This window comes from Catellatospora sp. TT07R-123 (assembly GCF_018327705.1).
Classification (GTDB): Bacteria; Actinomycetota; Actinomycetes; order Mycobacteriales; family Micromonosporaceae; genus Catellatospora.
Genome location: NZ_BNEM01000001.1, coordinates 3,099,032 through 3,119,540, shown reverse-complemented (window position 1 = coordinate 3,119,540; position 20,509 = coordinate 3,099,032). Strand labels below are relative to the sequence as shown.

General features: G+C 71.5%; 20 protein-coding genes. 10 read left to right on the top strand and 10 right to left on the bottom strand.

The window, feature by feature from the left end; all coding sequences use genetic code 11:
• Nucleotides 1-7: 7 nt before the first annotated feature.
• From Cs7R123_RS13300 to Cs7R123_RS13275, 6 genes are all read right to left on the bottom strand, one after another.
• Entirely contained in the window at nucleotides 8-400 is a 393-nt protein-coding gene (locus Cs7R123_RS13300) for a Fur family transcriptional regulator (protein ID WP_212826495.1), read from the bottom strand.
• Nucleotides 397-741 (bottom strand): helix-turn-helix transcriptional regulator, encoded by a 345-nt coding sequence (locus Cs7R123_RS13295; RefSeq protein WP_212826493.1) that lies wholly within the window; start codon nucleotides 739-741, stop codon nucleotides 397-399. The genes Cs7R123_RS13300 and Cs7R123_RS13295 overlap by 4 nt, the downstream gene beginning before the upstream one ends.
• A gap of 1 nt (nucleotide 742) precedes the next feature.
• Nucleotides 743-1,609: a metal ABC transporter permease gene (locus Cs7R123_RS13290; RefSeq protein ID WP_212829139.1), complete on the bottom strand. Its 867-nt coding sequence runs from the start codon at nucleotides 1,607-1,609 to the stop codon at nucleotides 743-745.
• A gap of 8 nt (nucleotides 1,610-1,617) precedes the next feature.
• Nucleotides 1,618-2,385 carry a metal ABC transporter ATP-binding protein gene (locus tag Cs7R123_RS13285; RefSeq protein WP_212826492.1) on the bottom strand — a complete coding sequence of 256 codons (768 nt, stop codon included), beginning with the start codon at nucleotides 2,383-2,385 and terminating at the stop codon, nucleotides 1,618-1,620.
• Between the two features lie 76 nt (nucleotides 2,386-2,461).
• On the bottom strand, nucleotides 2,462-3,376 hold the full coding sequence (locus tag Cs7R123_RS13280; protein ID WP_212826490.1) for a metal ABC transporter substrate-binding protein: 915 nt from the start codon (nucleotides 3,374-3,376) through the stop codon (nucleotides 2,462-2,464).
• A gap of 116 nt (nucleotides 3,377-3,492) precedes the next feature.
• Nucleotides 3,493-3,756, bottom strand: a complete 264-nt coding sequence (locus tag Cs7R123_RS13275; protein ID WP_244871805.1) for a hypothetical protein — start codon at nucleotides 3,754-3,756, stop codon at nucleotides 3,493-3,495.
• A 97-nt stretch (nucleotides 3,757-3,853) separates the two neighbouring features.
• Here Cs7R123_RS13275 and Cs7R123_RS13270 point away from each other — a divergent pair, with 97 nt between their 5' ends.
• The 6 genes from Cs7R123_RS13270 (at nucleotide 3,854) to Cs7R123_RS13245 (ending at nucleotide 9,618) form a co-directional block, all read left to right on the top strand.
• On the top strand, nucleotides 3,854-4,177 hold the full coding sequence (locus Cs7R123_RS13270; RefSeq protein ID WP_212826489.1) for an antibiotic biosynthesis monooxygenase: 324 nt from the start codon (nucleotides 3,854-3,856) through the stop codon (nucleotides 4,175-4,177).
• Nucleotides 4,178-4,237: 60 nt separating this feature from the next.
• Entirely contained in the window at nucleotides 4,238-4,738 is a 501-nt protein-coding gene (locus tag Cs7R123_RS13265; RefSeq protein ID WP_212826487.1) for a hypothetical protein, read from the top strand.
• A gap of 162 nt (nucleotides 4,739-4,900) precedes the next feature.
• Nucleotides 4,901-6,280 carry a glycine--tRNA ligase gene (locus tag Cs7R123_RS13260; protein ID WP_212826486.1) on the top strand — a complete coding sequence of 460 codons (1,380 nt, stop codon included), beginning with the start codon at nucleotides 4,901-4,903 and terminating at the stop codon, nucleotides 6,278-6,280.
• 124 nt (nucleotides 6,281-6,404) lie between these two features.
• Nucleotides 6,405-7,355, top strand: coding sequence for an endonuclease/exonuclease/phosphatase family protein (locus Cs7R123_RS13255; RefSeq protein WP_244871804.1), 951 nt, complete (start codon nucleotides 6,405-6,407; stop codon nucleotides 7,353-7,355).
• A 236-nt stretch (nucleotides 7,356-7,591) separates the two neighbouring features.
• The gene (locus Cs7R123_RS13250; RefSeq protein WP_244871803.1) at nucleotides 7,592-8,428 is read left to right on the top strand and encodes a SigB/SigF/SigG family RNA polymerase sigma factor; all 837 of its coding nucleotides are present in this window, start codon (nucleotides 7,592-7,594) and stop codon (nucleotides 8,426-8,428) included.
• A gap of 122 nt (nucleotides 8,429-8,550) precedes the next feature.
• Nucleotides 8,551-9,618: an NADH:flavin oxidoreductase/NADH oxidase gene (locus Cs7R123_RS13245; RefSeq protein ID WP_212826484.1), complete on the top strand. Its 1,068-nt coding sequence runs from the start codon at nucleotides 8,551-8,553 to the stop codon at nucleotides 9,616-9,618.
• A gap of 19 nt (nucleotides 9,619-9,637) precedes the next feature.
• On the opposite strand, the gene Cs7R123_RS13240 is transcribed toward Cs7R123_RS13245, so the two are convergent.
• Entirely contained in the window at nucleotides 9,638-10,072 is a 435-nt protein-coding gene (locus tag Cs7R123_RS13240) for a DivIVA domain-containing protein (RefSeq protein WP_212826482.1), read from the bottom strand.
• A 128-nt stretch (nucleotides 10,073-10,200) separates the two neighbouring features.
• Here Cs7R123_RS13240 and Cs7R123_RS13235 point away from each other — a divergent pair, with 128 nt between their 5' ends.
• From Cs7R123_RS13235 to Cs7R123_RS13225, 3 genes are all read left to right on the top strand, one after another.
• Nucleotides 10,201-10,923, top strand: a complete 723-nt coding sequence (locus Cs7R123_RS13235; protein WP_212826480.1) for a helix-turn-helix domain-containing protein — start codon at nucleotides 10,201-10,203, stop codon at nucleotides 10,921-10,923.
• Between the two features lie 210 nt (nucleotides 10,924-11,133).
• On the top strand, nucleotides 11,134-11,631 hold the full coding sequence (locus tag Cs7R123_RS13230; RefSeq protein ID WP_212826478.1) for a hypothetical protein: 498 nt from the start codon (nucleotides 11,134-11,136) through the stop codon (nucleotides 11,629-11,631).
• Between the two features lie 4 nt (nucleotides 11,632-11,635).
• The gene (locus Cs7R123_RS13225; RefSeq protein ID WP_244871802.1) at nucleotides 11,636-11,965 is read left to right on the top strand and encodes a hypothetical protein; all 330 of its coding nucleotides are present in this window, start codon (nucleotides 11,636-11,638) and stop codon (nucleotides 11,963-11,965) included.
• Between the two features lies 1 nt (nucleotide 11,966).
• On the opposite strand, the gene dusB is transcribed toward Cs7R123_RS13225, so the two are convergent.
• Nucleotides 11,967-13,088: a tRNA dihydrouridine synthase DusB gene (dusB, locus tag Cs7R123_RS13220; protein WP_280517293.1), complete on the bottom strand. Its 1,122-nt coding sequence runs from the start codon at nucleotides 13,086-13,088 to the stop codon at nucleotides 11,967-11,969.
• A 96-nt stretch (nucleotides 13,089-13,184) separates the two neighbouring features.
• Nucleotides 13,185-13,748, bottom strand: a complete 564-nt coding sequence (locus tag Cs7R123_RS13215) for a YceI family protein (protein ID WP_244871801.1) — start codon at nucleotides 13,746-13,748, stop codon at nucleotides 13,185-13,187.
• A gap of 355 nt (nucleotides 13,749-14,103) precedes the next feature.
• Here Cs7R123_RS13215 and Cs7R123_RS40155 point away from each other — a divergent pair, with 355 nt between their 5' ends.
• Entirely contained in the window at nucleotides 14,104-19,767 is a 5,664-nt protein-coding gene (locus tag Cs7R123_RS40155; RefSeq protein ID WP_244871800.1) for a ThuA domain-containing protein, read from the top strand.
• 40 nt (nucleotides 19,768-19,807) lie between these two features.
• Here the strand turns inward: Cs7R123_RS40155 and Cs7R123_RS13190 are convergent, their stop codons facing one another.
• A complete protein-coding gene (locus tag Cs7R123_RS13190) occupies nucleotides 19,808-20,509 on the bottom strand; it encodes a hypothetical protein (protein WP_212826473.1) in 702 nt (233 codons plus the stop codon).

Genomic DNA, 20,509 nt, shown 5'->3' with positions numbered 1-20,509 from the left:
GCGAGCCTCAGCTCTTGGCACAGCCCTGGCAGGTGCCGAAGATCTCCAGCGTATGGCTGACGTCGACGAACCCGTGCTGCGCCGCGACCCGGTCCGCCCACGACTCCACGGCGGGCCCGGCCACCTCGACGGTACGCCCGCAACGGCGGCACACCAGATGGTGGTGGTGCCCGTCCGAGCAGCGCCGGAACAGCTGCTCGCCGTTGGGCGGGCGCATCACGTCGATGTCGCCCGCGTCGGCCAGGGCCTGCAGCGTGCGGTACACCGTGGTCAGTCCGACGCGCTCGCCGCGGTCGCGCAGCATCGCGTGCAGCTGCTGCGCGCTGTGGAATCCCTCCACCTCGGACAGCAGGGTGGCCACCGCGGACCGCTGGCGGGTGTTGCGGGCGGGCGCGGTCATGGCCTGCCCTCCCCGGCGTGGGTGACCGCATCGGCCACGATGTGTGCCACATGCTCGTCCACCAGGGAGTATGCGATCTCGCGGCCGTGCCGCTCGGCGCGCACCACCCCGGCCGACCGCAGCACCCGCAGGTGCTGTGACACCAGCGGTTGCGTCACCTGCAACCGGTCGACCAGCTCATGCACGTGGCGTGGCCCCGCGGCGGCCAGTTCGGTCACGATCGCGATGCGCACCGGTGCGGCCAGCGCCCGCAGCAGCTCTCCGGCGCGCGCGTAGGACTCGGTGTGGCTCACGCCCACCACGGTAGCCCCGTATGCCGACTGGCTCCCAATCGCCCGCATTTCAGCAATCAAGGGCGCACTCCGGCGGTTCGGTGCTGATCGGCACGGTCGCGGGCCGCCGCATCCGGCGCAGCGCCGAGGTCACGACCGCGACCAGCACGAACAGGGCGATGGCGGTGAGCACGATGGTGGCGCCGGTGGCGGTGTCGAACCCGGCCGAGATCGTCGTCCCGGCGCCCGCGGCGACCAGGCCGCCGAGCATGGCCAGGGTCATGGTGCCGCGGAAACCCCGCGAGATCAGTTGCGCGGCGGCGACGGGCACCACCATGAGCGCGCTGATCAGCAGCAGGCCGACCGAGCGCATCGCGACGGTGACGGTGACCGCGGTCATCACGGCCAGCAGCAGGTTGAGCAGCCGCACCGGCAGGCCGGAGACCTTGGCGTACTCCTCGTCCTGGCAGATGGCGAACAGCCACGGCCGCAGCCCGAGGGTCACCGCGAGCACGCACGCCCCCAGCACCCCCATCACGACCAGATCGGCGGGCTTGAGGGTCAGCGGCGATCCGAACAGGTACGCGGTCAGGTTGGCGTTGCTCTTGCCCGGGGCGAGCTCGACCAGGAACACGCCGCCGGAGATGCCGCCGTAGAACAGGATCGCCAGGGCCATGTCGCCGGAGGTGCGGCCGCGCTCGCGGATCAGCTCCACCGCGACCGCGCCCAGCGTCGAGACCACGATCGCGGTCAGCACGGGGGAGGTGCCGGTGAGCAGGCCGACGCCGACGCCGGTCAGGGCGATGTGGCCGATGCCGTCGCCGATCAGCGACATCTTGCGCTGCACCAGGTAGATGCCCAGCGACGGCGCGATCAGCCCGGTGATCAGCGCACCGATCAGGGCCATCTGCATGAACGGCTGCGACATCATGTCGATGAGGCTCATCAGCGCGACCCCCAGATGCTCGGCGGGTCCTGGGGTTCGTGCGGGTGCACGTGGTCGTGGTGAGGGTCGGCGTGGTGGCCGGTGGGGTGGGGGATCGCGCCGTCGTGCGCGATCACCCCGTCGTGTACGACGACCGCCCGGCTGATCACCGGCTCCAGCGGCCCGAGTTCGTGCGCGACCAGCAGCACGGTGCCGCCGCCGGTCACGAAGTCGCGCAGCGCCCGCGCGAACGCCTCCTGCGAGGCGGCGTCGACCCCGGCCGTCGGCTCGTCGAGCACCAGCAGGTCGGGCTGCCCGGCCAGGGCGCGGGCGATCAGCGTGCGCTGCTGCTGGCCGCCGGAGAGCGAGGCCACCGGGTCGTGCTCCCGGTCGGTCAGGCCGACGGCGGTGAGCGCGTCGGTGACGGCCCGCCGGTCGCCGGAGCGGCGCGGGCGCAGGAAGCCGCGGGCGGCCAGCCGTCCCGACGCGACGACCTCGCCGACGCTGGCGGGGACGCCGCCGCCCGCGCCGAGGCGCTGCGGCACGTACCCGATGCGGTGCCACTGGCGGAAGCGCCGCCGGGGCACCCCGAACAGGGTGACCTCGCCCGCGGCGAGCGGGACCAGGCCGAGGGCGGCCCGGACCAGGGTGGACTTGCCGCTGCCGTTGGCACCCAGGATCGCCACCACCTCGCCGGGGGCGACGTACAGATTCAGATCGCGCAGCACGGGGCGCTCGCCGTAGACGACCGCCCCGTGATCGATGGCGAGGACCGACGGGGCGCTCACGCGGACCACCCGCTTCGCGGCCGCTGCGCCTGAGGCACGGGCCGCGCTGTGCCGATGATCCGCTCGCTGCGCTCGCTCATGAACATCCCAACGCCGTACGCAGCGCTTCGAGATTGGTACGCATGACCGACAGGTAGTCACCCGTCCCGCCCTCGGTCAGCCCTTCCAGCGGGTCGAGCACCGCCGTCTTGGCCCCCACCTCGGTGGCGAGCGTCTCGGCGACCTTCGGCGACACCAGCGTCTCGAAGAAGATCGTGGTCGCGCCCGCCTGCCTGGCCTCGGCCGCCACCGTCGCCAGCTGCTGCGGCGTGGGCTCGGTGTCGGGGCTGAGGCCGGACAGGGCGAGCTGGGTCAGGCCGTACCGGTCGGCGAGGTAGCCGAAGGCGGCGTGGCTGGTGACGATCTCGTGCCGCCGGCACTGCTTGAGCCCGGCGGCGAACTCCCCGTCGAGCTTGGTCAGCTCCTGGAGCAGCGCGTCGGTGTTGTTCGCGTAGTCGGCGGCGTGGTCGGGGTCGAGCTTGGCCAGCCTGCCGGAGACGTCGCCCGCGATCGCGGCCAGGCGGGTCGGGTCGAGCCACACGTGCGGGTCGGGCGCGCCGGCGTCCTCGGTGGCCCCGCGGTGGTTGGGGCCGGTGGCGGGCGGGGTGACCGTGGACACGTCCAGGTCGTGCCCGGCGGCGTTCTGCCCGACGGCGTCGTCGAGCTGCGGCTGGACCCCCTTGAACCGGATCACCAGGGCCGCGTTGGAGATCGCCCCGACCTGGGAGGGCTTGAGCTCGATGTCGTGCGGCTCGGCGCCGGGGGCGGCCAGGTTGGTGACCTTGACGTGGGCGCCGCCGATGCGCTCCGTCACGAACTGGAGCGGGTAGAACCCGGTCACGACAGAAAGACGGCCGTCACTGCTCCCGGAACCGGAGCAGGCCGCCAGAGCGACGAGCAGCACAGCGGCGGCGCCACCGGTCGCGGCGCGGCGCAGGGATCGGCTCAACATGAACCCACTGTGGCTGAAAATGAGAACGATTGTCAAAAACGCATGGATGCATACCGACGCATACGCAGCTCAGCCCACCCGCCCCTGGGCGAGGCGGGTCAGTGGGTGAGGCGGGGTCAGTGGGTGAGGCGCAGTGCGGCGGCGGCCACGAGCAGGGCGAGCACGGTCACGCGCAGGGCCCGGGTGGAGGCAGGCTGCACCCGCCAGGTGGTGGACAGCAGCCCGGCCAGCGCGCCGGCGAGCAGGAGCAGCAGGATTCCGCCGTACGGGGCGGGCAGCAGCAGCGCCGCGCCCAGCACGACGAGGGTGCCCAGGAACGCCGGCAGCCGCCCGATGCGCGACAGCCGTGTCAACAAATGCTGCTGCTGAGCCTCGACCACGTTTCCGTCCTCCGTCGGGAAGGGCACCTGCTATCACGTAGAACGATAAGAAGGTGCCCTTCCTCCTTCGGGGGGCGGGGGTCGTAGGCTGCGCAGTGTGCTGATGTTCAACCGCTTCGTGATCACCGACGACACCGAGGGCTTCGTCGAGCGCGCCCACGCCGCGCTGGCCGCGCTGGCGGCCCGCCCCGGCTACGTGCGCGGCGAGCTCACCCGGTCGCTGGACGAGCCGGAGCACTGGTGCCTGCTCACGGAGTGGGAGAGCGTGGGCGCCTACCGGCGGGCGCTGGGCGGGTTCGACGTCAAGGTCACCGCGACCCCGCTGCTGGCCCAGTCGCTGATGGAGCCGTGCGCGTACGAGTCGCTCGCCTCGGCCGAGCCCGGCGGCGAGATCGTCGCCCGTGCCAGTGACCGCGCCTGATCAGCACCTGATCAAGCGCGTGGGAGCGGGCCGCGGCGCCGACGCCATATGATCGCGGCCATGACGGAGATGTCCGCGACCCCCGCGGTGCCGCCGGGCCCTGGGGCCCGCCCGCCGTTCCCGGCCGCCCCGACCGAGGGCGGCGGCACCCGGCTGGGCTGGGGGCTGGGCATCGCCGGGCTGCTGCTGGTGCTGTGCTGCGGCGGTGGGCTGGTCACGGGCGTCGGGGTGCTGGCCACGCAGGTGCAGGCGCTCAACGAGCAGGCCCGCGCCCAGGTCGGCCGTTATCTCGACGCGCTGCGCGACCGCGACTACGACAAGGCGTACGGCCTGCTCTGCGACGCCGAGCAGAAGCAGCTGGACCTCGACCGGTTCACCCGGCGGGAGCAGTCGCGCCCGGAGAAGGTCCGCTCGTACGAGCTGGGCAAGATCGACGTCAACGGCAGCGACCTCGAACTGCCGGTCGACGAGACCTACGCCGACGGCACCAGCGGGAAGGTCGTCTACTACCTGGCCCAGGACCGTAAGACGGGCCAGTTCGAGGTCTGCGGCCGCAGCTGAACACGCCTCGACCGGCGCCGCGGGCCCGGGAGCGGTGCAGTAGCGTAAACCCGATGCGGGTCACTGTCCGTGACCCGTAGTGTCTTGATCGTCGCGCGGGTGCGCCCGCCGACCTCCGCCGACAGCCAGCCGGCGGCAAACTCCAACGGAATGGAGCCCGAAATGCCCGCGGACCGGATCGACTCCGTCGTCAGCCTGGCCAAGCGCCGGGGTTTCGTCTACCCGTCGAGCGAGATCTACGGCGGCACCCGCTCGGCCTGGGACTACGGCCCGCTCGGCGTGGAGCTGAAGGACAACGTGCGGCGGCAGTGGTGGAAGACCATGGTCCAGCAGCGCGACGACATCGTCGGCCTGGACTCGGCCGTCATCCTGGCCCGCCAGGTCTGGGAGGCCTCGGGCCACCTGGAGGCGTTCGTCGACCCGCTGACCGAGTGCACCAGCTGCCACAAGCGCTTCCGCGCCGACCACCTGGAGGAGGCGTTCCTGGCGAAGAAGCCGGGCGCGACCTTCGTGCTGTCGGACCTGAACTGCCCGAACTGCGGCAACAAGGGCGTCTTCACCGAGCCGCGCATGTTCAACGGCATGATGAAGACCTTCCTGGGCCCGGTCGAGAGCGCCGAGGGCGTGCACTACCTGCGCCCCGAGACCGCGCAGGGCATCTTCGTGAACTACGCGAACGTGGCCACGACCGCGCGCAAGAAGCCGCCGTTCGGCATCGCGCAGGTCGGCAAGAGCTTCCGCAACGAGATCACGCCCGGCAACTTCATCTTCCGTACGCGTGAGTTCGAGCAGATGGAGATGGAGTTCTTCGTCGAGCCCGGCACCGACGAGCAGTGGCACGAGTACTGGCTGGAGCAGCGCTGGAACTGGTACCTCGACCTCGGTATCTCGCCGGAGAACCTGCGGATGTTCGAGCACCCGAAGGAGAAGCTGTCCCACTACTCCAAGCGGACGGTGGACATCGAGTACCGCTTCCAGTTCGGCGGCACCGACTTCTCGGAGCTGGAGGGCATCGCCAACCGCACCGACTTCGACCTCACCACGCACAGCAAGCACTCGGGCGTCGACCTGTCCTACTTCGACCAGGACAAGAGCGAGCGCTGGGTGCCGTACGTGATCGAGCCCGCGGCGGGTCTGACCCGCGCCGTGCTCGCCTTCATGCTGGAGGCGTACGACGAGGACGAGGCGCCCAACACCAAGGGCGGCGTCGACAAGCGGACGGTCATGCGCTTCGACAAGCGCCTGGCCCCGGTCAAGGTCGCCGTGCTGCCGCTGTCGCGCAACGAGCAGCTCTCGCCGAAGGCCCGTGAGCTGCAGAAGACGCTGTCGATGCGGTGGAACGTCGACTTCGACGACGCCCAGGCGATCGGCCGCCGCTACCGGCGCCAGGACGAGATCGGCACGCCGTACTGCGTGACGGTCGACTTCGACACCTTGGAAGACAACGCCGTGACGGTCCGTGATCGTGACTCGATGGTGCAGGAGCGCGTGTCGCTCGACCGGGTGGAGACGTACCTCATCGAGCGCCTGCCCGGCTGCTGACCCGAGCTGAACTGGACGGAGTCCCCGCGAGCCGCATGGTTCGCGGGGACTGCGCCGTCGGGGCGGGACCGGTCCCGCCCCGATTCCGAGTTTGATTCGAGTCCGGGCAGGTAACATACGGACAGTGACCACCATCGAGATCGAAAAGGTGAAGGGCGTGCCCCCGGCCAAGAAGCGGCCATGGCGGGCGGTTCTGGTCGGCACCGCCGCGGTGCTGCTGGCGCTGTTCCTGGCCGTTCACCGACTGCTGCCCAACTGGCATGGCGTGGGCAGCATCCTCGACACGATCGCCCCCGTGTTCGGGCTGGCGATCCCGGTGCTGGTCGTGCTCGCGCTGCTGGCCCGTTCCTGGCGCGCGCTGCTGGTGGTCGCACTGCCCGCCGTCATCTGGGCCGCCATGTTCGGCCGCGCGCTGCTGCCCCCGCCGGGCGGCCCGGTCGAACTGCGGGTGGCCAGCCAGAACCTGTACGCCGACAACCCCGACCCGGCCACCACCGTCGCGGCGCTCACCGTCGGCAACCCCGACCTGGTCGCGCTCCAGGAGGCGACCGGCGCCACGCTGGAGTCGCTGGCCGAGAGCGAGACCAGGCAGTACCCGTACAGCGCGCGCCGCTCGACGGTCGCACTGCTCAGCCGCTATCCGATCGCGACGGTCACCGACGTCGACACCGGGCTGGACTGGGTCCGCGCGCTGCGGGCGACGGTGCGCGCCCCCCAGGGCGAGATCGCCGTATACGTGGTGCACCTGGGCTCGGCCCGGGTCAACGACACCGCCACCCGTGACCGCACCGTCGACATGCTGGCCCAGGCCGTCCGGGGCGACAGCGCGAAGCGGGTGGTGGTGCTGGGCGACTTCAACACCGCCGCCACCGACCGCGCCATCGCGCCGCTGACCGACCAGCTGGCCGACGCCCAGGCCGAAGCGGGCTGGGGGTTCGGCTTCACCTGGCCGTCCTCGCTGCCGTTCATGCGCCCTGACCAGGTGCTCTACCGTGGACTCACGGCGACGCAGGCGGGCGTGCAGCGTACGCCCGGCACCGACCACCGGGCGGTCACGGCGGGCTTCGCCTTCTGAGCCGTTGCCAGGGCCGGGCCGGGCCGAGCCAGTAACGTGACTGAATCTCTGGTCTGGACTAGTACTTTCAGACGATAGACGGTATGGTCTTGTCTGCCCGGCACGCGTGTCGGGCACGGCCCCACAGCCGTTTTCACGACGCTCAAGAAGCGGGTGTCGACGCCGAACAGAGGACCGCGGCCGTGTGCGCAGGGCGCACCGGTTCCGACGCGGTTCACTGCGGTGAGGAAACTGCAATGACCATCAGCATCATCAGCACCGTCGACCGTAAGGTCGCCGTCGAGTCCCCCGTCAGCGCGTCTGTCTCCTCCGACGACCTCGACGGCCCCATGGCCGAGGCGGTCCTGGTCCGTCTCGCTGAGGCGGGTCCGGACGACCCGGCTCGTGAAGATCTGCGCCAGCAGGCGATCTGCGCCTGGCTGCCGCTGGCCGAGCGCCTGGCCCGGCGTTTCCGGCACCGTGGTGTGGACACCGAGGACCTGGTCCAGGTGGCCACTGTCGGCCTGATCCAGGCCATCGACCGGTTCGACCCCTCCCGCGGTTCGGCGTTCGTGCATTTCGCGGTGCCGACGGTGGTGGGTGAGCTCAAGCGCCACTTCCGTGACCGCGGCTGGAGCATGCGGGTGTCGCGCCGGATGCAGGAGCTGTACCTGGACGTCAACCGGGTGTCGCCGCAGCTGAGCCAGGAGCTGGGCCGGTGGCCCACGTCGGCGGACCTGGCCGAGCACCTGGGCACGACCGTGGAGGAGGTCCGGTCGGCGGTGCACTGCGCGCAGGCGTACCGGACCGGTTCGCTCAACGTCGCGGTCAGCGGCGAGGACGGCGATCTGGAGATCGGTGAGCTGATCGGTGAGGCCGATCAGGACATCGAGGCGGTGGCGGACCTGCACGCGCTGCGGCAGTACCTGAAGGAGCTGCCGACCCGGGAGCGGCGGATCCTGTCGCTGCGGTTCGGGTGCGGCTACAACCAGGCCCAGATCGCCGAGCAGATCGGGGTGTCGCAGATGCACGTGTCCCGGCTGCTCACCCGCTGCATCGGCACGCTGCGCCAGCAGATGCTCGCCGACGCCTGACCAATGCGGGTTCCGGGGCGGACGACACCGGTCGTCCGCCCCGGTCCCTGCCCGGATATTCCTGCCTGCGATGCACCTCACGAGCCGGTCGAAGGCGGAGCCGCCGGTCGTAGGGTGGCACCGTGACCTCCCTGGCCCAGCCGCTGCGGCTGCGTGACGTGACCCTGCCCAACCGCATCGCCCTGGCGCCGATGTGCCAGTACTCGGCCGAGGGCGACGGCCTGCCCACCGGCTGGCACCTGGCGCACCTGGCGGCCCGCGCCGTCGGCGGCGCCGGCCTGATCCTCACCGAGGCCACGGCGGTCGTGCCGGAGGGCCGCATCTCCCCGCGCGACACCGGCCTGTGGTCACCGGCGCACGTGGACGCCTGGCGCCCGATCACCGCGCTGATCGCGGCGCAGGGCGCGGTGCCCGCGGTGCAGCTCGCGCACGCCGGGTTCAAGGCGTCGACCTGGTGGCCGTTCGCCGCCGAGCGCGGCGGGGTCGCCGACGCCGACGGCGGCTGGACCCCGGTCGGACCGGGCGGGCAGCCGTTCGTGCCGAACTACCGCACGCCCGCCGCGCTGGACCAGGCCGGGATCGACGCGGTCGTCGCCGCGTTCGCCCAGGCCGCGGTGTATGCCGTGGACGCCGGGTTCCAGGCCGTCGAGGTGCACGCCGCGCACGGCTACCTGCTGCACGAGTTCTACTCGCCGCTGACCAACCACCGCACCGACGGCTACGGCGGGTCGTGGCAGGGGCGCACGCGGCTGGCCCTGGAGGTGGTCCGCGCGGTGCGGGCCGCGGTCGGCGACCAGACCCCTGTCCTGGTACGGATCTCCGCCACCGACTGGACCGAGGGCGGCTGGACCGCCGACGACTCGGTCCAGTTCGCGATCGAGCTGGCCCGCGCCGGGGCCGACCTCATCGACTGCTCGTCCGGCGGCGCCGACCCGCACGCGCAGATCCCGCTCGGCCCCGGCTACCAGGTGCCGCTGTCGGAGCGGGTGCGCCGCGACGCGGTCGTGCCGACCGGGGCGGTCGGCCTGATCACCGAGCCGGAGCAGGCCGAGCAGATCGTCGCCGACGGCCAGGCCGACCTGGTGCTGCTGGGCCGGGAACTGCTGCGCGACCCGTACTGGCCGCGCCGCGCCCTGGCCAAGCTGGGCGCCGAGCCGCACTGGCCCGACCAGTACCTGCGCGCCTTCTGACCCGCCGCCGCGGCCTGGCTCAGCCCCGGCCGCGCAGCTCGCGGACGACGGCCGCGCGCCACCCGTCGACCTGCTCGCGGTCGTATCCGCCGCGGGCCAGGTCGACGGCGGCGCGCTCCAGCTCGTCGGCGGTGATCCCGCCGCCGCCCGCCAGCACCGGGGCGACCCGCGCCACCAGCGCGTCCACCTGGGCCCGGTCGTAGCCCTTGGCGAAGAACGGCACGGTCGCGAACGACTGCTGCCGCGATGCCGCCAGGGGTTCGGCCGTGGCGGTGGCCGCCAGCAGCGCCAGATGCTCCAGCACCTGGACGCGGTCGTAGCCGCGCAGGACCACGGTGAGGTCGACCCGGGTCAGCTCCTCGGCGCTCAGGCGGCCCTCGGCGAACTCGGCCAGCAGACTGTCGACTTCCTCGCGGTCGAAGCCGCGCAGCACGACGGTGAAATCGGGAGACACGCGGCCATGGTGCCAGCGGCGTCAAGCCCTGCCTGCGCCCACACCGCATACGGTGTGCCCACACCGCATACGGTGTGCGCGCCCGCGCGGGGTGGGCCGGGCGGGGCAGGACCGTTATGGTTACCGCCATGTCTGACGCGCCGGGCTTCGGCGTACTCCTGCAGCGGTTGCTGGCCAACCGCGGCCTGCACGCCGACCACCTCGCCCGCCTGCCCGACCTCGACCCGGACGAGCTTGAGCTGCTGCTGCGCGGCTCGCTGGAGCCGCACCCCGTGCTGCTGCGAGCCCTGGCCACCGCGCTCGGCCTGCGCCCGGCCGACCTGTTCGCCGCGGCGGGCTGGCCGGTGCCCGCCGAACTGCGGCCCGCCGCGCCGCAGGCCCGAGCGCAGGTGACCGAGCTGGTGCTGCTGGCCCGCGCCTGCGAGCCCGCCGAGCTGCTGCGGCTGCGCCGGTTCGCCCGCTCGCTGTGGCCCGTCCAGCCGGAACCGCCCGCACCGGCCGACGACCCCGCACCCGGCCACGGCTTCGGCCCGCTGCTGTCGGCGCTGATGGCCAACCGGAACCTGTCCGCCACCGGCCTGGCCGCGATCACGGGCCTGACCGGGGCCGCGCTCGCCGGACTGCGCACCGGCGAGCGCCCCGCCACCCCCGACGAGCTGACCGCCCTGGCCGAAGCCCTCGACGTACGCGCCGACGACCTGTTCGCCCTCGCCGCGACGCCGCTGCCGGAGACCGGCCTCACCTACGCCTACCTCGTCCGTCCCCACCTCGGCGGGCTGGTCGGGGACCTCGTCCCCCTCCCTGCCTCCCGCCTCGCCTGGGTCCTCGCCCTCGCCCACGACCCGAGGTGAGGAAGGCACCTTCTTCCCGCTCTGCGAGGTAGCAGGTGCCTTCCTTACCTCGCGCTCAGGGGCGCAGCGGGCGGGTGCCGGCGGCGGTGGCGCGGTATTGGTCGCGCAGCAGGCCGATCTCAGCCGACCTCCGCCATGCCCGCAGTCTCGCACCTCGGCAGGCTCGCCGCCGCGTTGTATCTGATCATGAATTAGTTCATGATTGGGGTCATGGGAGTTGGTGCGACGCTGCAATGGTCCGACATCGCCCGAAATCCGCGGGAGGTGGCCGCAGCTGTCGAGCGCGACGGCGAGGCCCGCCTCGAACGGCGCGGCGAAGGCGCGGCATTCGTCCTCATGACGGCGGCACGGGCTGCCGCGACCCGGGCGGGGGTGCGCATCGCCGAGCGGCTGCTACGCAACTCGCTCGTACACGCCAAGCGGGCCGGGGACCTGGACAGCCTGCTGCTCGACAGCTTCCCCTGGCTTCAGTTCATTCCGCAGGAGTATCGGCCGGAGTTCGCCGCCGAGTTCGTCGCCACCTTCGAGGCGTGCAGCGACCTCGAGGTGTGGGCTCCGATGGAGCGGCTCATGCGGGAGTGGCGGGCCACTGCGGCGATCTACGCGGACCCGGAGCTCGCGGCCCGCCTGCGCGGCCCGTTCGACGACGATCTCGGGGTGGCGCTGCCGCCGGAGGTGGTGATCGACGATGCCGGCCGGGCGCAATGACCGGGTGGCGCCACCGCGGCGGCCAGACGGCTACGAGATCCGGTTCGCGTCCAAGGACGCCGCGGAAGGCTGGGAGGAGCTGGCCCGGGTCGCCCCGAACGCGCTGCGCGCCGCCTGGGAGGCGATCGACCTCGACCCTCAGACGCCCGTCAACGTCGACCGCCACCACCGCCTCAAGGCGGGGTTCGCGCATGTCACGGTCAAGGGCGTCACGATGGAGCAGTGGCAGTACGAGGTGACCTCGGGCGGCCGGATCTGGTTCGGCGTCGATCGTGGGGCGCGTCTGGTGTGGATCACCTACGCCTCGACGAGGCACCCGAAGGAGACCGACTGACTCAGCCGCCGGAGTCGTCGTGTTCGGCGTCCTCGGGGACGGCGGCGCTGTCGCGGTCGTCGAGCCAGCCGTACGGCAGCACGACCTTGGCCGGGGAGTTGGTGCGCCCGCGCGGCTGCCCGAGGTTGGCCACCGGGAACGGCTCGTCGTGCTCCAGCTTGCCCAGCAGGTCGTCGAGCTCCATCAGCGACGAGGACATCGCCATCGCCTGGCGCAGTTGCGGCCCGACCGGGAAGCCCTTGAGGTACCAGGCGACGTGCTTGCGGAAGTCGGTGACGGCTTCGCGCTCGGCGCCCCACCACTGCACCAGCAGTTCGGCGTGGCGCCGCATGACCTGGGCGACCTCGCCCAGGTTCGGCATGATCCGCTCGGGGCGCCCGGCGAACGCGGCGGCCAGGTCGGCGAACAGCCACGGGCGGCCCAGGCAGCCCCGGCCGACCACGACGCCGTCGCACCCGGTCTCGCGGACCATGCGCAGCGCGTCGTCGGCCTCCCAGATGTCGCCGTTGCCGAGCACCGGCACGTCGAGCGCCTGCTTGAGCCGGGCGATGGACTCCCAGTCGGCCTCGCCGGAGTAGCGCTGCGCCGCCGTACGCGCGTGCAGGGCGACCCAGGCCACGCCCGCGTCCTGGGCGATTTTCCCCGCTTCCAGGTACGTCAGGTGGTCGTCGTCGATGCCCTTGCGCATCTTGATGGTGACCGGGATGCCTGCCGGCGCGGCGGTGTCGACGGCGGCCTTGATGATCGCCCCGAACAGGTTGCGCTTCCAGGGGATGGCCGAGCCGCCGCCCTTGCTGGTGATCTTCTTGACGCTGCAGCCGAAGTTGAGGTCGATGTGATCGGCCAGGTTCTCCTCGACGACGCGCCGCACCGCCTTGGCGGTGATCACGGGGTCGACCCCGTACAGCTGCATGCTGCGGGGGGACTCGTCCGGCCCGAACTCGATCATCTTGTCGGTCTTCGGGTTGCGCACGGCCAGCGCGACGGTAGTGATCATCTCGCAGACGTAGATCCCCGCGCCCTGCTCGCGGCAGAGCTGGCGGAACGCCACGTTGGTGATTCCGGCCATGGGTGCGAGCACCACCGGCGGGTCCACGGGAAGCGTTGCGAGCTGCAAGGTCACGCCGTCAAGAATCCCACATCGCGGCGGTGCCCCCACAGACCTGTGCCCCACCCCACCCTGGCACGGGCGGGATGGGGCACGGCGTGCGGCTCAAGGTCAGGCGTTCTTGATCGCGGAGATCTCGAACTCCAGCGTGATCTTGTCGCTGACCAGGACGCCGCCGGTCTCCAGGGCCGCGTTCCAGGTCACGTTCCAGTCCTTGCGGTTGATCGCGACCGAGCCCTCGAAGCCGATCCGGTGGTTGCCGAACGGGTCCGTGGCCGCGCCCTGGTACTCGAAGTCGATGGTCACCGGCTTGGTGACGTCCTTGATGGTGAGGTCGCCGGTCACCTGGAAGTTCTCGGCGTCGACCTGCTTGACCGAGGTCGAGGCGAAGGTGATCGTCGGGTACTTCTCCATGTCGAGGAAGTCGTTGCTGCGCAGGTGGCCGTCGCGCTGCTCGTTGCGGGTGTCGATGCTGGCGGCCTGGATGGTGACCTTGACGTGCGACTTGCTGACGTCACCGCCGTCGAGGTAGCCGGCGCCCTCGAACTCGTTGAACGCACCGCGGACCTTGGTGACCATGGCGTGCCGGGCGACGAAGCCGATGGTGCTGTGCGCCACGTCCACCGTGTAGGTGCCGGTGAGTTCCGCGAGGGTCGGGCTGGTCGTCGTGCTCATCATGTGCTCCTTCAGCAGGCATTTCGTGGTCGTTGATTGTTCAACTACCGCTACAGCCTACTCAATGTCATTGAAGGTTCAACTATTCCGCGCCTTCGCGGGTATGTGACCTGCGCCACTGTACCCTCCAGCATTTCCGGCATGCCGGATTCACGCCGCAAGCCGGTTCTGTGGCTCGATGGCGCGGTGTGCCATCCACAGTGGACTGGCATGCAAATTTCCTAACTCTCATTGACAAGAGTCACCGTAAGCGTGCAAATTTGTCACTGCTTCGAAACATCGGCGCCATGAACCCCCCTCCGGGGCCGCTCACCCGAAGGGTCTTCCCACGTCCCGCAATGACGAGGAGACTCTCGTGTCCCGCGCCCGTCCCGCGCGTCTGTCCCTGCGCGCAGCGCTGCTGCGCGTCCTCACCGTGGCCGCCCTGGCCCTGACCGGCCTGGTCGGCCTGCCCGCGGCCGCCCACGCCGCCAACTACAACGTGCTCGTCTTCTCCAAGACCGCCGGTTTCCGGCACGACTCCATCGCGGCGGGCGTCACCGCCGTCCAGCAGCTCGGCGCCGCCAACGGGTTCACCGTGGAGGCCACCGAGGACGCGGCCGCGTTCACCGACGCCAACCTGGCCCGCTTCGCCACGGTGGTGTTCCTGTCCACCACCGGCGACATCCTCGACGCCAACCAGCAGGCCGCGTTCGAGCGCTACATCCGCGCCGGCGGCGGCTACGCGGGCGTGCACGCCGCCTCCGACACCGAGTACGGCTGGGCCTGGTACGGCAACCTCGTCGGCGCCTACTTCTCCAGCCACCCCGCGGTGCAGAACGCCACCGTGAAGGTCGAGGACCCGGCGCACCCGTCCACCGCCTCGCTGCCCGCGAAGTGGACCCGCTCCGACGAGTGGTACGCCTTCCAGAGCAACCCGCGCACGCGCGTGCACGTGCTGGCCAGCCTGGACGAGCGCAGCTACACGCCCGGCACCGCCACCATGGGCGCCGACCACCCGATCGCCTGGTGCCAGAACTACGACGGCGGCCGCTCCTGGTACACCGCCGCCGGGCACGACGCGGCCGCGTTCAGCGACACCGCGTTCCGGGCGCACCTGCTCGGCGGCATCCAGACCACCGCCGGCGCCGTCAGCGCCGACTGCACCGCCAGCCGCGACGCGAGCTTCTCCAAGGTCACGCTGGACAGCAACACCAGCAACCCGATGGAGCTCGACGTCGCCCCCGACGGCCGCGTCTTCTACATCGAGCGCGACGGCCGGGTGCAGATCATCAAGCCCAGCACCGGCACCACCGTCACCGCGATGACGCTGCCCGTCTTCACCGGCAACGAGGACGGCCTGCTCGGCATGCGGCTGGACCCGTCGTTCGCGACCAACGGCTGGATCTACCTGTACTACTCGCCGAACACCGGCGGCCCGCGCAACCAGATCTCGCGGTTCACCGCCTCCGGCGACACCATCGACCCCGCCACGGAGAAGGTGCTGCTCCAGGTCACCACGCAGCGCAACACGTGCTGCCACGCGGGCGGCTCGATGACCTTCGACAGCGCGGGCAACCTCTACCTGGCCACCGGCGACAACACCAACCCGTTCGAGTCCGACGGGTTCGCCCCGCTGGACGAGCGGGCCGGGCGGCAGGACTACGACTCGCAGCGCTCGGCGGGCAACACCAACGACCTGCGTGGGAAGATCATCCGGATCAAGCCGCAGGCCGATGGGACGTACACGGTGCCGTCGGGGAACCTGTTCGCGCCGGGCACCGCGCAGACCCGGTCCGAGATCTACGCGATGGGCTTCCGCAACCCGTTCCGGATCGGCGTCGACAAGGCGACCAACACGCTGTACGTCGGCGACTACGGTCCCGACGCCGGGGCGCCCAACGCCGCCCGCGGCCCCGAGAACACGGTGGAGTGGAACATCATCGGGTCGGCGGGCAACTACGGCTGGCCGTACTGCATCGGCAACAACTACGCCTACGTCGACTACACGTTCCCGTCCGGGCCGAGCGGGGCCGCGTTCAACTGCGCGGCGCCGGTCAACAACTCGCCCAACAACACGGGCCTGACCAACCTGCCAGCCGCGCGCCCGGCCACGGTCGACTACGACTACGGCGGCAACCCGCTGTTCCCCGAGATCGGGGGCGGCGGCGCGCCGATGGGTGGGCCGGTGTACCGCTACAACGCCGCGCTGGTGTCGGACCGCAAGTGGCCCGCCTACTACGACGGCAAGGCGCTGTTCGGCGAGTGGAACCAGAACAAGCTGTACACGATGCAGGTCACGCCGGACGGGAAGTCGCTGGTCGACATCAACAACCTGTTCCCGTCCATGGCCTTCCTGCGCCCGATGGACCTGGAGTTCGGGCCGGACGGCGCGATGTACCTGATCGAGTGGGGCACGGGCTTCGGCGGCAACAACGCCGACTCCGGCATCTACCGCATCGACTACAACTCCGGGAACCGGTCCCCGGTCGCGGTCGCCTCCGGCACCCCGACCTCGGGTCCGACCCCGCTGACCGTGCAGTTCTCCAGTGCGGGCTCGAACGACCCGGACGGCCAGGCGATCACGTACTCGTGGGCGTTCGGGGACGGGCAGACCTCGACGGCGGCCAACCCGTCGCACACGTACAGCACGGCGGGCAACTACACCGCCCAGCTGACCGTACGCGACCCGGGCGGCAAGACCGGCGTGGCCAACGTGCTGATCGCGGTGGGCAACACCGCGCCGACGGTCAACCTGACCACCCCCGTCGACGGCGGCTTCTTCACCTGGGGTGACCAGGTCCGGTTCAGCGTCACCGTGACCGACCCCGAGGACGGCACCATCGACTGCTCGCGGGTCACCGTGCAGTACTACCTCGGCCACGACGAGCACGCGCACCCGATGCAGAGCTACACCGGCTGCTCGGGCATCGTGCAGACCTCGCTCGGCACCGGACACGGCGACGACGCCAACACCTTCGGCGTGATCGAGGCGACGTACACGGACAAGGGCGGGCCCGGCGGCGTGGGGGCCCAGACCGGCCGGTCGACGCGGGTGCTCCAGCCCAAGCACAAGCAGGCCGAGTTCTTCAACAGCACCGGCCGGGCCCCGAGCGGCATCGGCGGCGGCGACCCCGGCGTGCAGCGGGAGACGACCTCCGACCCGGCGGGCGGGTTCCAGAACCTCGGCTTCATCGAGGACGGCGATTTCTGGACATACACCCCGGTGAACCTGACCGGCATCGACTCGGTGCGCGTCCGGGTGGCCTCGCCGGGTTCCGGCGGGCGGGTCGAGATCCGGACCGGGTCCGTGACCGGGCCGCTGGTCGGCACGGCGACCTTCGGGGGTACGGGCGGCTGGCAGACGTACACCGACGCCACCGCCACGATCTCCGGGGCGGGCACGGCGACCGGGCCGCTGTTCCTGATCGCCAAGAACCCGGCCGGTGACACCGGCCAGGGCTCGATCTTCAACGTGAACTGGGTCGACTTCGTCGGCCGGGGCGTGTCGGACAACTCGACGCTGGCCGTCACCCCGGGCAGCCTGGCCTTCGGGTCGGTCACCGTCGGGCAGACCAGCGCCGCGCAGACGGTCACCGTCACCAACCCGGGCACGGGTGCGGCGTCGGTGTCGGCGGTCGCGGTGTCCGGTCCGTACACCCAGACCAACAACTGCCCCGTCAGCCTGGCCGGTGGCGGTTCCTGCACCGTCACGGTGCGGTTCGCGCCGACCGCGGTCGGCGCGGGCAACGGCACCCTGTCGGTGACCAACTCGACCACGCCGCAGCCGATCACCGTCGCGCTGACCGGCACCGGCGCCGACCCGAACACCAACCTGGCCGTCGGCGCGACCATGACCGCCAGCAGCAGCAGCGGCGGCCTCCCGGCGACCAACGCCAACGACGGCAACACCAGCAGCTACTGGGAGTCGAACAACAACGCCTTCCCGCAGTGGCTCCAGGCGGACCTGGGCTCGGCCAAGCAGGTCAGCTCGGTGACGCTGAAGCTGCCGCCGCCGGCGTCGTGGGGTGCGCGCACCCAGACGCTGACGGTCCAGGGCAGCACCGACGGCACCAACTTCAGCACGCTGAAGGCGTCGGCGGGCTACCTGTTCGACCCGAACACCGGCAACACCGCGAGCGCGTCGTTCACCGCGACGTCGGTGCGCTACGTCCGGGTCACCATCACCGCCAACACCGGCTGGCCGGCCGGGCAGCTCTCCGAGCTGCAGATCTTCGGCGGGGGTACGCCGCCCGGCAGCGCCACCCTGGAGGCCTCGCCCGCGAGCCTCGCCTTCGGCAACACCGTGATCAACACGACCACGCCCGGGGTGACGGTGACCGTCACCAACACCGGCACGGCCGCGGCCACCCTGTCCGGGACGAGCATCTCGGCGCAGTTCAGCCGGACCGACAACTGCACGGGCACCCTGGCGGCCGGGGCGAGCTGCTTCGCCACGGTCTCCTTCGCGCCCACCTCGACCGGTGCCAAGACCGGCACGTTCACCCTCAGCAGCAACGCGAGCAACCCCACGCTGACGGTCAACCTGTCCGGCACCGGCATCAACCCGATCCCGCCGACGCTGTCGGTCGGCCCGCCGAGCATCACCTTCCCGGACACCTCGATCGGGTCCAGCGTGGTCCGGCAGGTGTACGTCAGCAACGGCGGCAGCAGCGCCGCGACCGTCAACTCGATCACCACGTCGGGGGCGGGCTTCTCGGTCGGCACTGGTGGCAGCTGCGGCAGCACCATCGCCGCGAACACGAACTGCTTCGTCAACGTCGTCTTCGCGCCGACCACCACGGGTTCGCGCTCGGGCACGCTGACGATCAGCAGCAACGCGAGCAACCCGACGGTGTCCGTGCCGCTGACCGGCAACGGCACCCCGGGCCAGTCCCCGGCCACGCTCACCGCGTCGGCGGTGTCCTTCCCGGACACCGCGGTCGGCTCCAGCGTCGTACGCACCGCGACGGTCACCAACACCGGCACCACCGGCGCGCAGCTCACCTCGATCACCGCGTCGGGCACCGGGTTCACCCTCGGCGCCAACACCTGCGGCACGGCGCTGGCCGGCGGGGCGAGCTGCACGATCAACGTGACCTTCGCGCCCGCCTCGGCGGGGGCGAAGACCGGCACGGTGACCGTGAGCAGCAACGCCACCAACCCGACGCTGACCATCAACCTGTCCGGCAACGGGATCAGCGGCGCCGGCAACCTGGCGCAGGGCAAGCCGGTGACGGTCACCAGCGTGTCGCAGACCTACGTCGGCGCCAACGCGGTCGACGGCGACGTCAACACGTACTGGGAGAGCGTCAACAACCAGTTCCCGCAGCAGATCACGGTGGACCTGGGCGGGGCGGCGACGCTCAGCTCGGTCGTGCTGAAGCTGCCGCCGAGCTGGGGCACCCGCACCATGACGCTGTCCGTGCTCGGCAGCACCGACGGGTCCGGCTACACCACGCTGGTGCCGTCGGCGACGTACACGTTCGACCCGGCCACGGGCAACACGGCGAACATTCCGGTCAGCGCGTCGGCCCGCTACGTCCGGCTGAACATCACCGCCAACAGCGGCTGGCCCGCCGGTCAGCTGTCGGAGTTCCAGGTGCTCGGCACCGGCGGCGGGACCGGCAACCCGGACCTGGCGCTGAACCGGACGACCAGCGAGAGCAGCCACACCCAGACGTACGCGTCCGCCAACGCCGTGGACGGCAACGCGGGCACGTACTGGGAGAGCGGCAGCGGCTTCCCGCAGACCCTGACCGTGGACCTGGGCAGCGCCCAGACCGTGGGCAAGGTCGTGCTGGCCCTGCCCTCGGGCTGGGGCAGCCGGGACCAGACGCTGTCGGTCCTCGGCAGCACCGACGGCACCAACTTCAGCACGCTGAAGGCGTCGGCCGCGTACACGTTCAACCCGGGCGCGGGCAACACGGTGACCATCACCTTCACCGCCGCGTCGGCGCGCTACGTCCGGCTGAGCTTCACGGCCAACACCGGTGCCACCGGTGGCCAGGTCGCGGCGTTCTCCGTGTACGCGTCCTGAGAACCGTCCTGGCCCCCGTCCCGCGCCGGCGGGGCGGGGGTCAGGCGTTCGTACGGCGCCAGCGGCGGCGGGCGCTGGCGCGGATCAGGTTCTTGGCGACCTGCGCCTCGTACGCCGCGTCGGCCGCCTCCTGGGTCAGCGCGTGCGACGCCTGCCGGGCCACCTCGGCGGCCCGCCGCGCGGCCCGCTCCTTCCCCGCCGCGATGTGGAACTGCCGCGCCGCCTCGGCGTCGTCGGCCCGACGGCGCAGCAGGTCGTGGTAGTGGTCCTGGCGCTGCTGGTCCCAGCCGTCGACGTGCTGCCAGACCGCGTGCATCTGCTGCACGGTGATGTCGCCGCGCTTGAACGCGTCCCGGGCCGCGCGCGCCACCTCGCGCAGGTCGCCCTCGGGCAGCGGGACCTCCTGGGGCAGCGCCGCCGCGGCGGCGTTCGCCTCGTCCAGCAGCTCGGCCGCCGACATGTGGTCCTGCCACGCGACGTCGCGGGCCGCCTCGGCCTCGGCCAGTTCGGTGGCGGTGCGCTCGGCGGTGTGCACGGCGTCGCGGGCCAGCTCCAGCACCTCGGCCGCGACCCGTTCCAGCTCGTCGGCCTCGACGGACAGGCGCTCGCGCTCGGCCGCGTTGAGGCGCACCGCGGCACCGCCGTCACGCCTGGCCTGCGCGCGGGCGGTCATACCCAGGAAGATGATGGCCATCAGGGTGACGGGCAGCCCACCCAGCAGCATCGCGGCTGATTGCGTCAC

Bases quoted from the DNA above. Each gene is read 5' to 3' on its own strand.
- Cs7R123_RS13260 (WP_212826486.1), top strand. From the start codon at position 4,901: ATGCCCGCGGACCGGATCGACTCCGTCGTCAGCCTGGCCAAGCGCCGG.
- Cs7R123_RS13280 (WP_212826490.1), bottom strand. From the start codon at position 3,376: ATGTTGAGCCGATCCCTGCGCCGCGCCGCGACCGGTGGCGCCGCCGCT.
- Cs7R123_RS13215 (WP_244871801.1), bottom strand. From the start codon at position 13,748: ATGAGCACGACGACCAGCCCGACCCTCGCGGAACTCACCGGCACCTAC.
- Cs7R123_RS13300 (WP_212826495.1), bottom strand. From the start codon at position 400: ATGACCGCGCCCGCCCGCAACACCCGCCAGCGGTCCGCGGTGGCCACC.
- Cs7R123_RS13250 (WP_244871803.1), top strand. From the start codon at position 7,592: ATGACCATCAGCATCATCAGCACCGTCGACCGTAAGGTCGCCGTCGAG.
- Cs7R123_RS13235 (WP_212826480.1), top strand. From the start codon at position 10,201: ATGTCTGACGCGCCGGGCTTCGGCGTACTCCTGCAGCGGTTGCTGGCC.
- Cs7R123_RS13230 (WP_212826478.1), top strand. From the start codon at position 11,134: ATGGGAGTTGGTGCGACGCTGCAATGGTCCGACATCGCCCGAAATCCG.
- Cs7R123_RS13295 (WP_212826493.1), bottom strand. From the start codon at position 741: ATGCGGGCGATTGGGAGCCAGTCGGCATACGGGGCTACCGTGGTGGGC.
- Cs7R123_RS13265 (WP_212826487.1), top strand. From the start codon at position 4,238: ATGACGGAGATGTCCGCGACCCCCGCGGTGCCGCCGGGCCCTGGGGCC.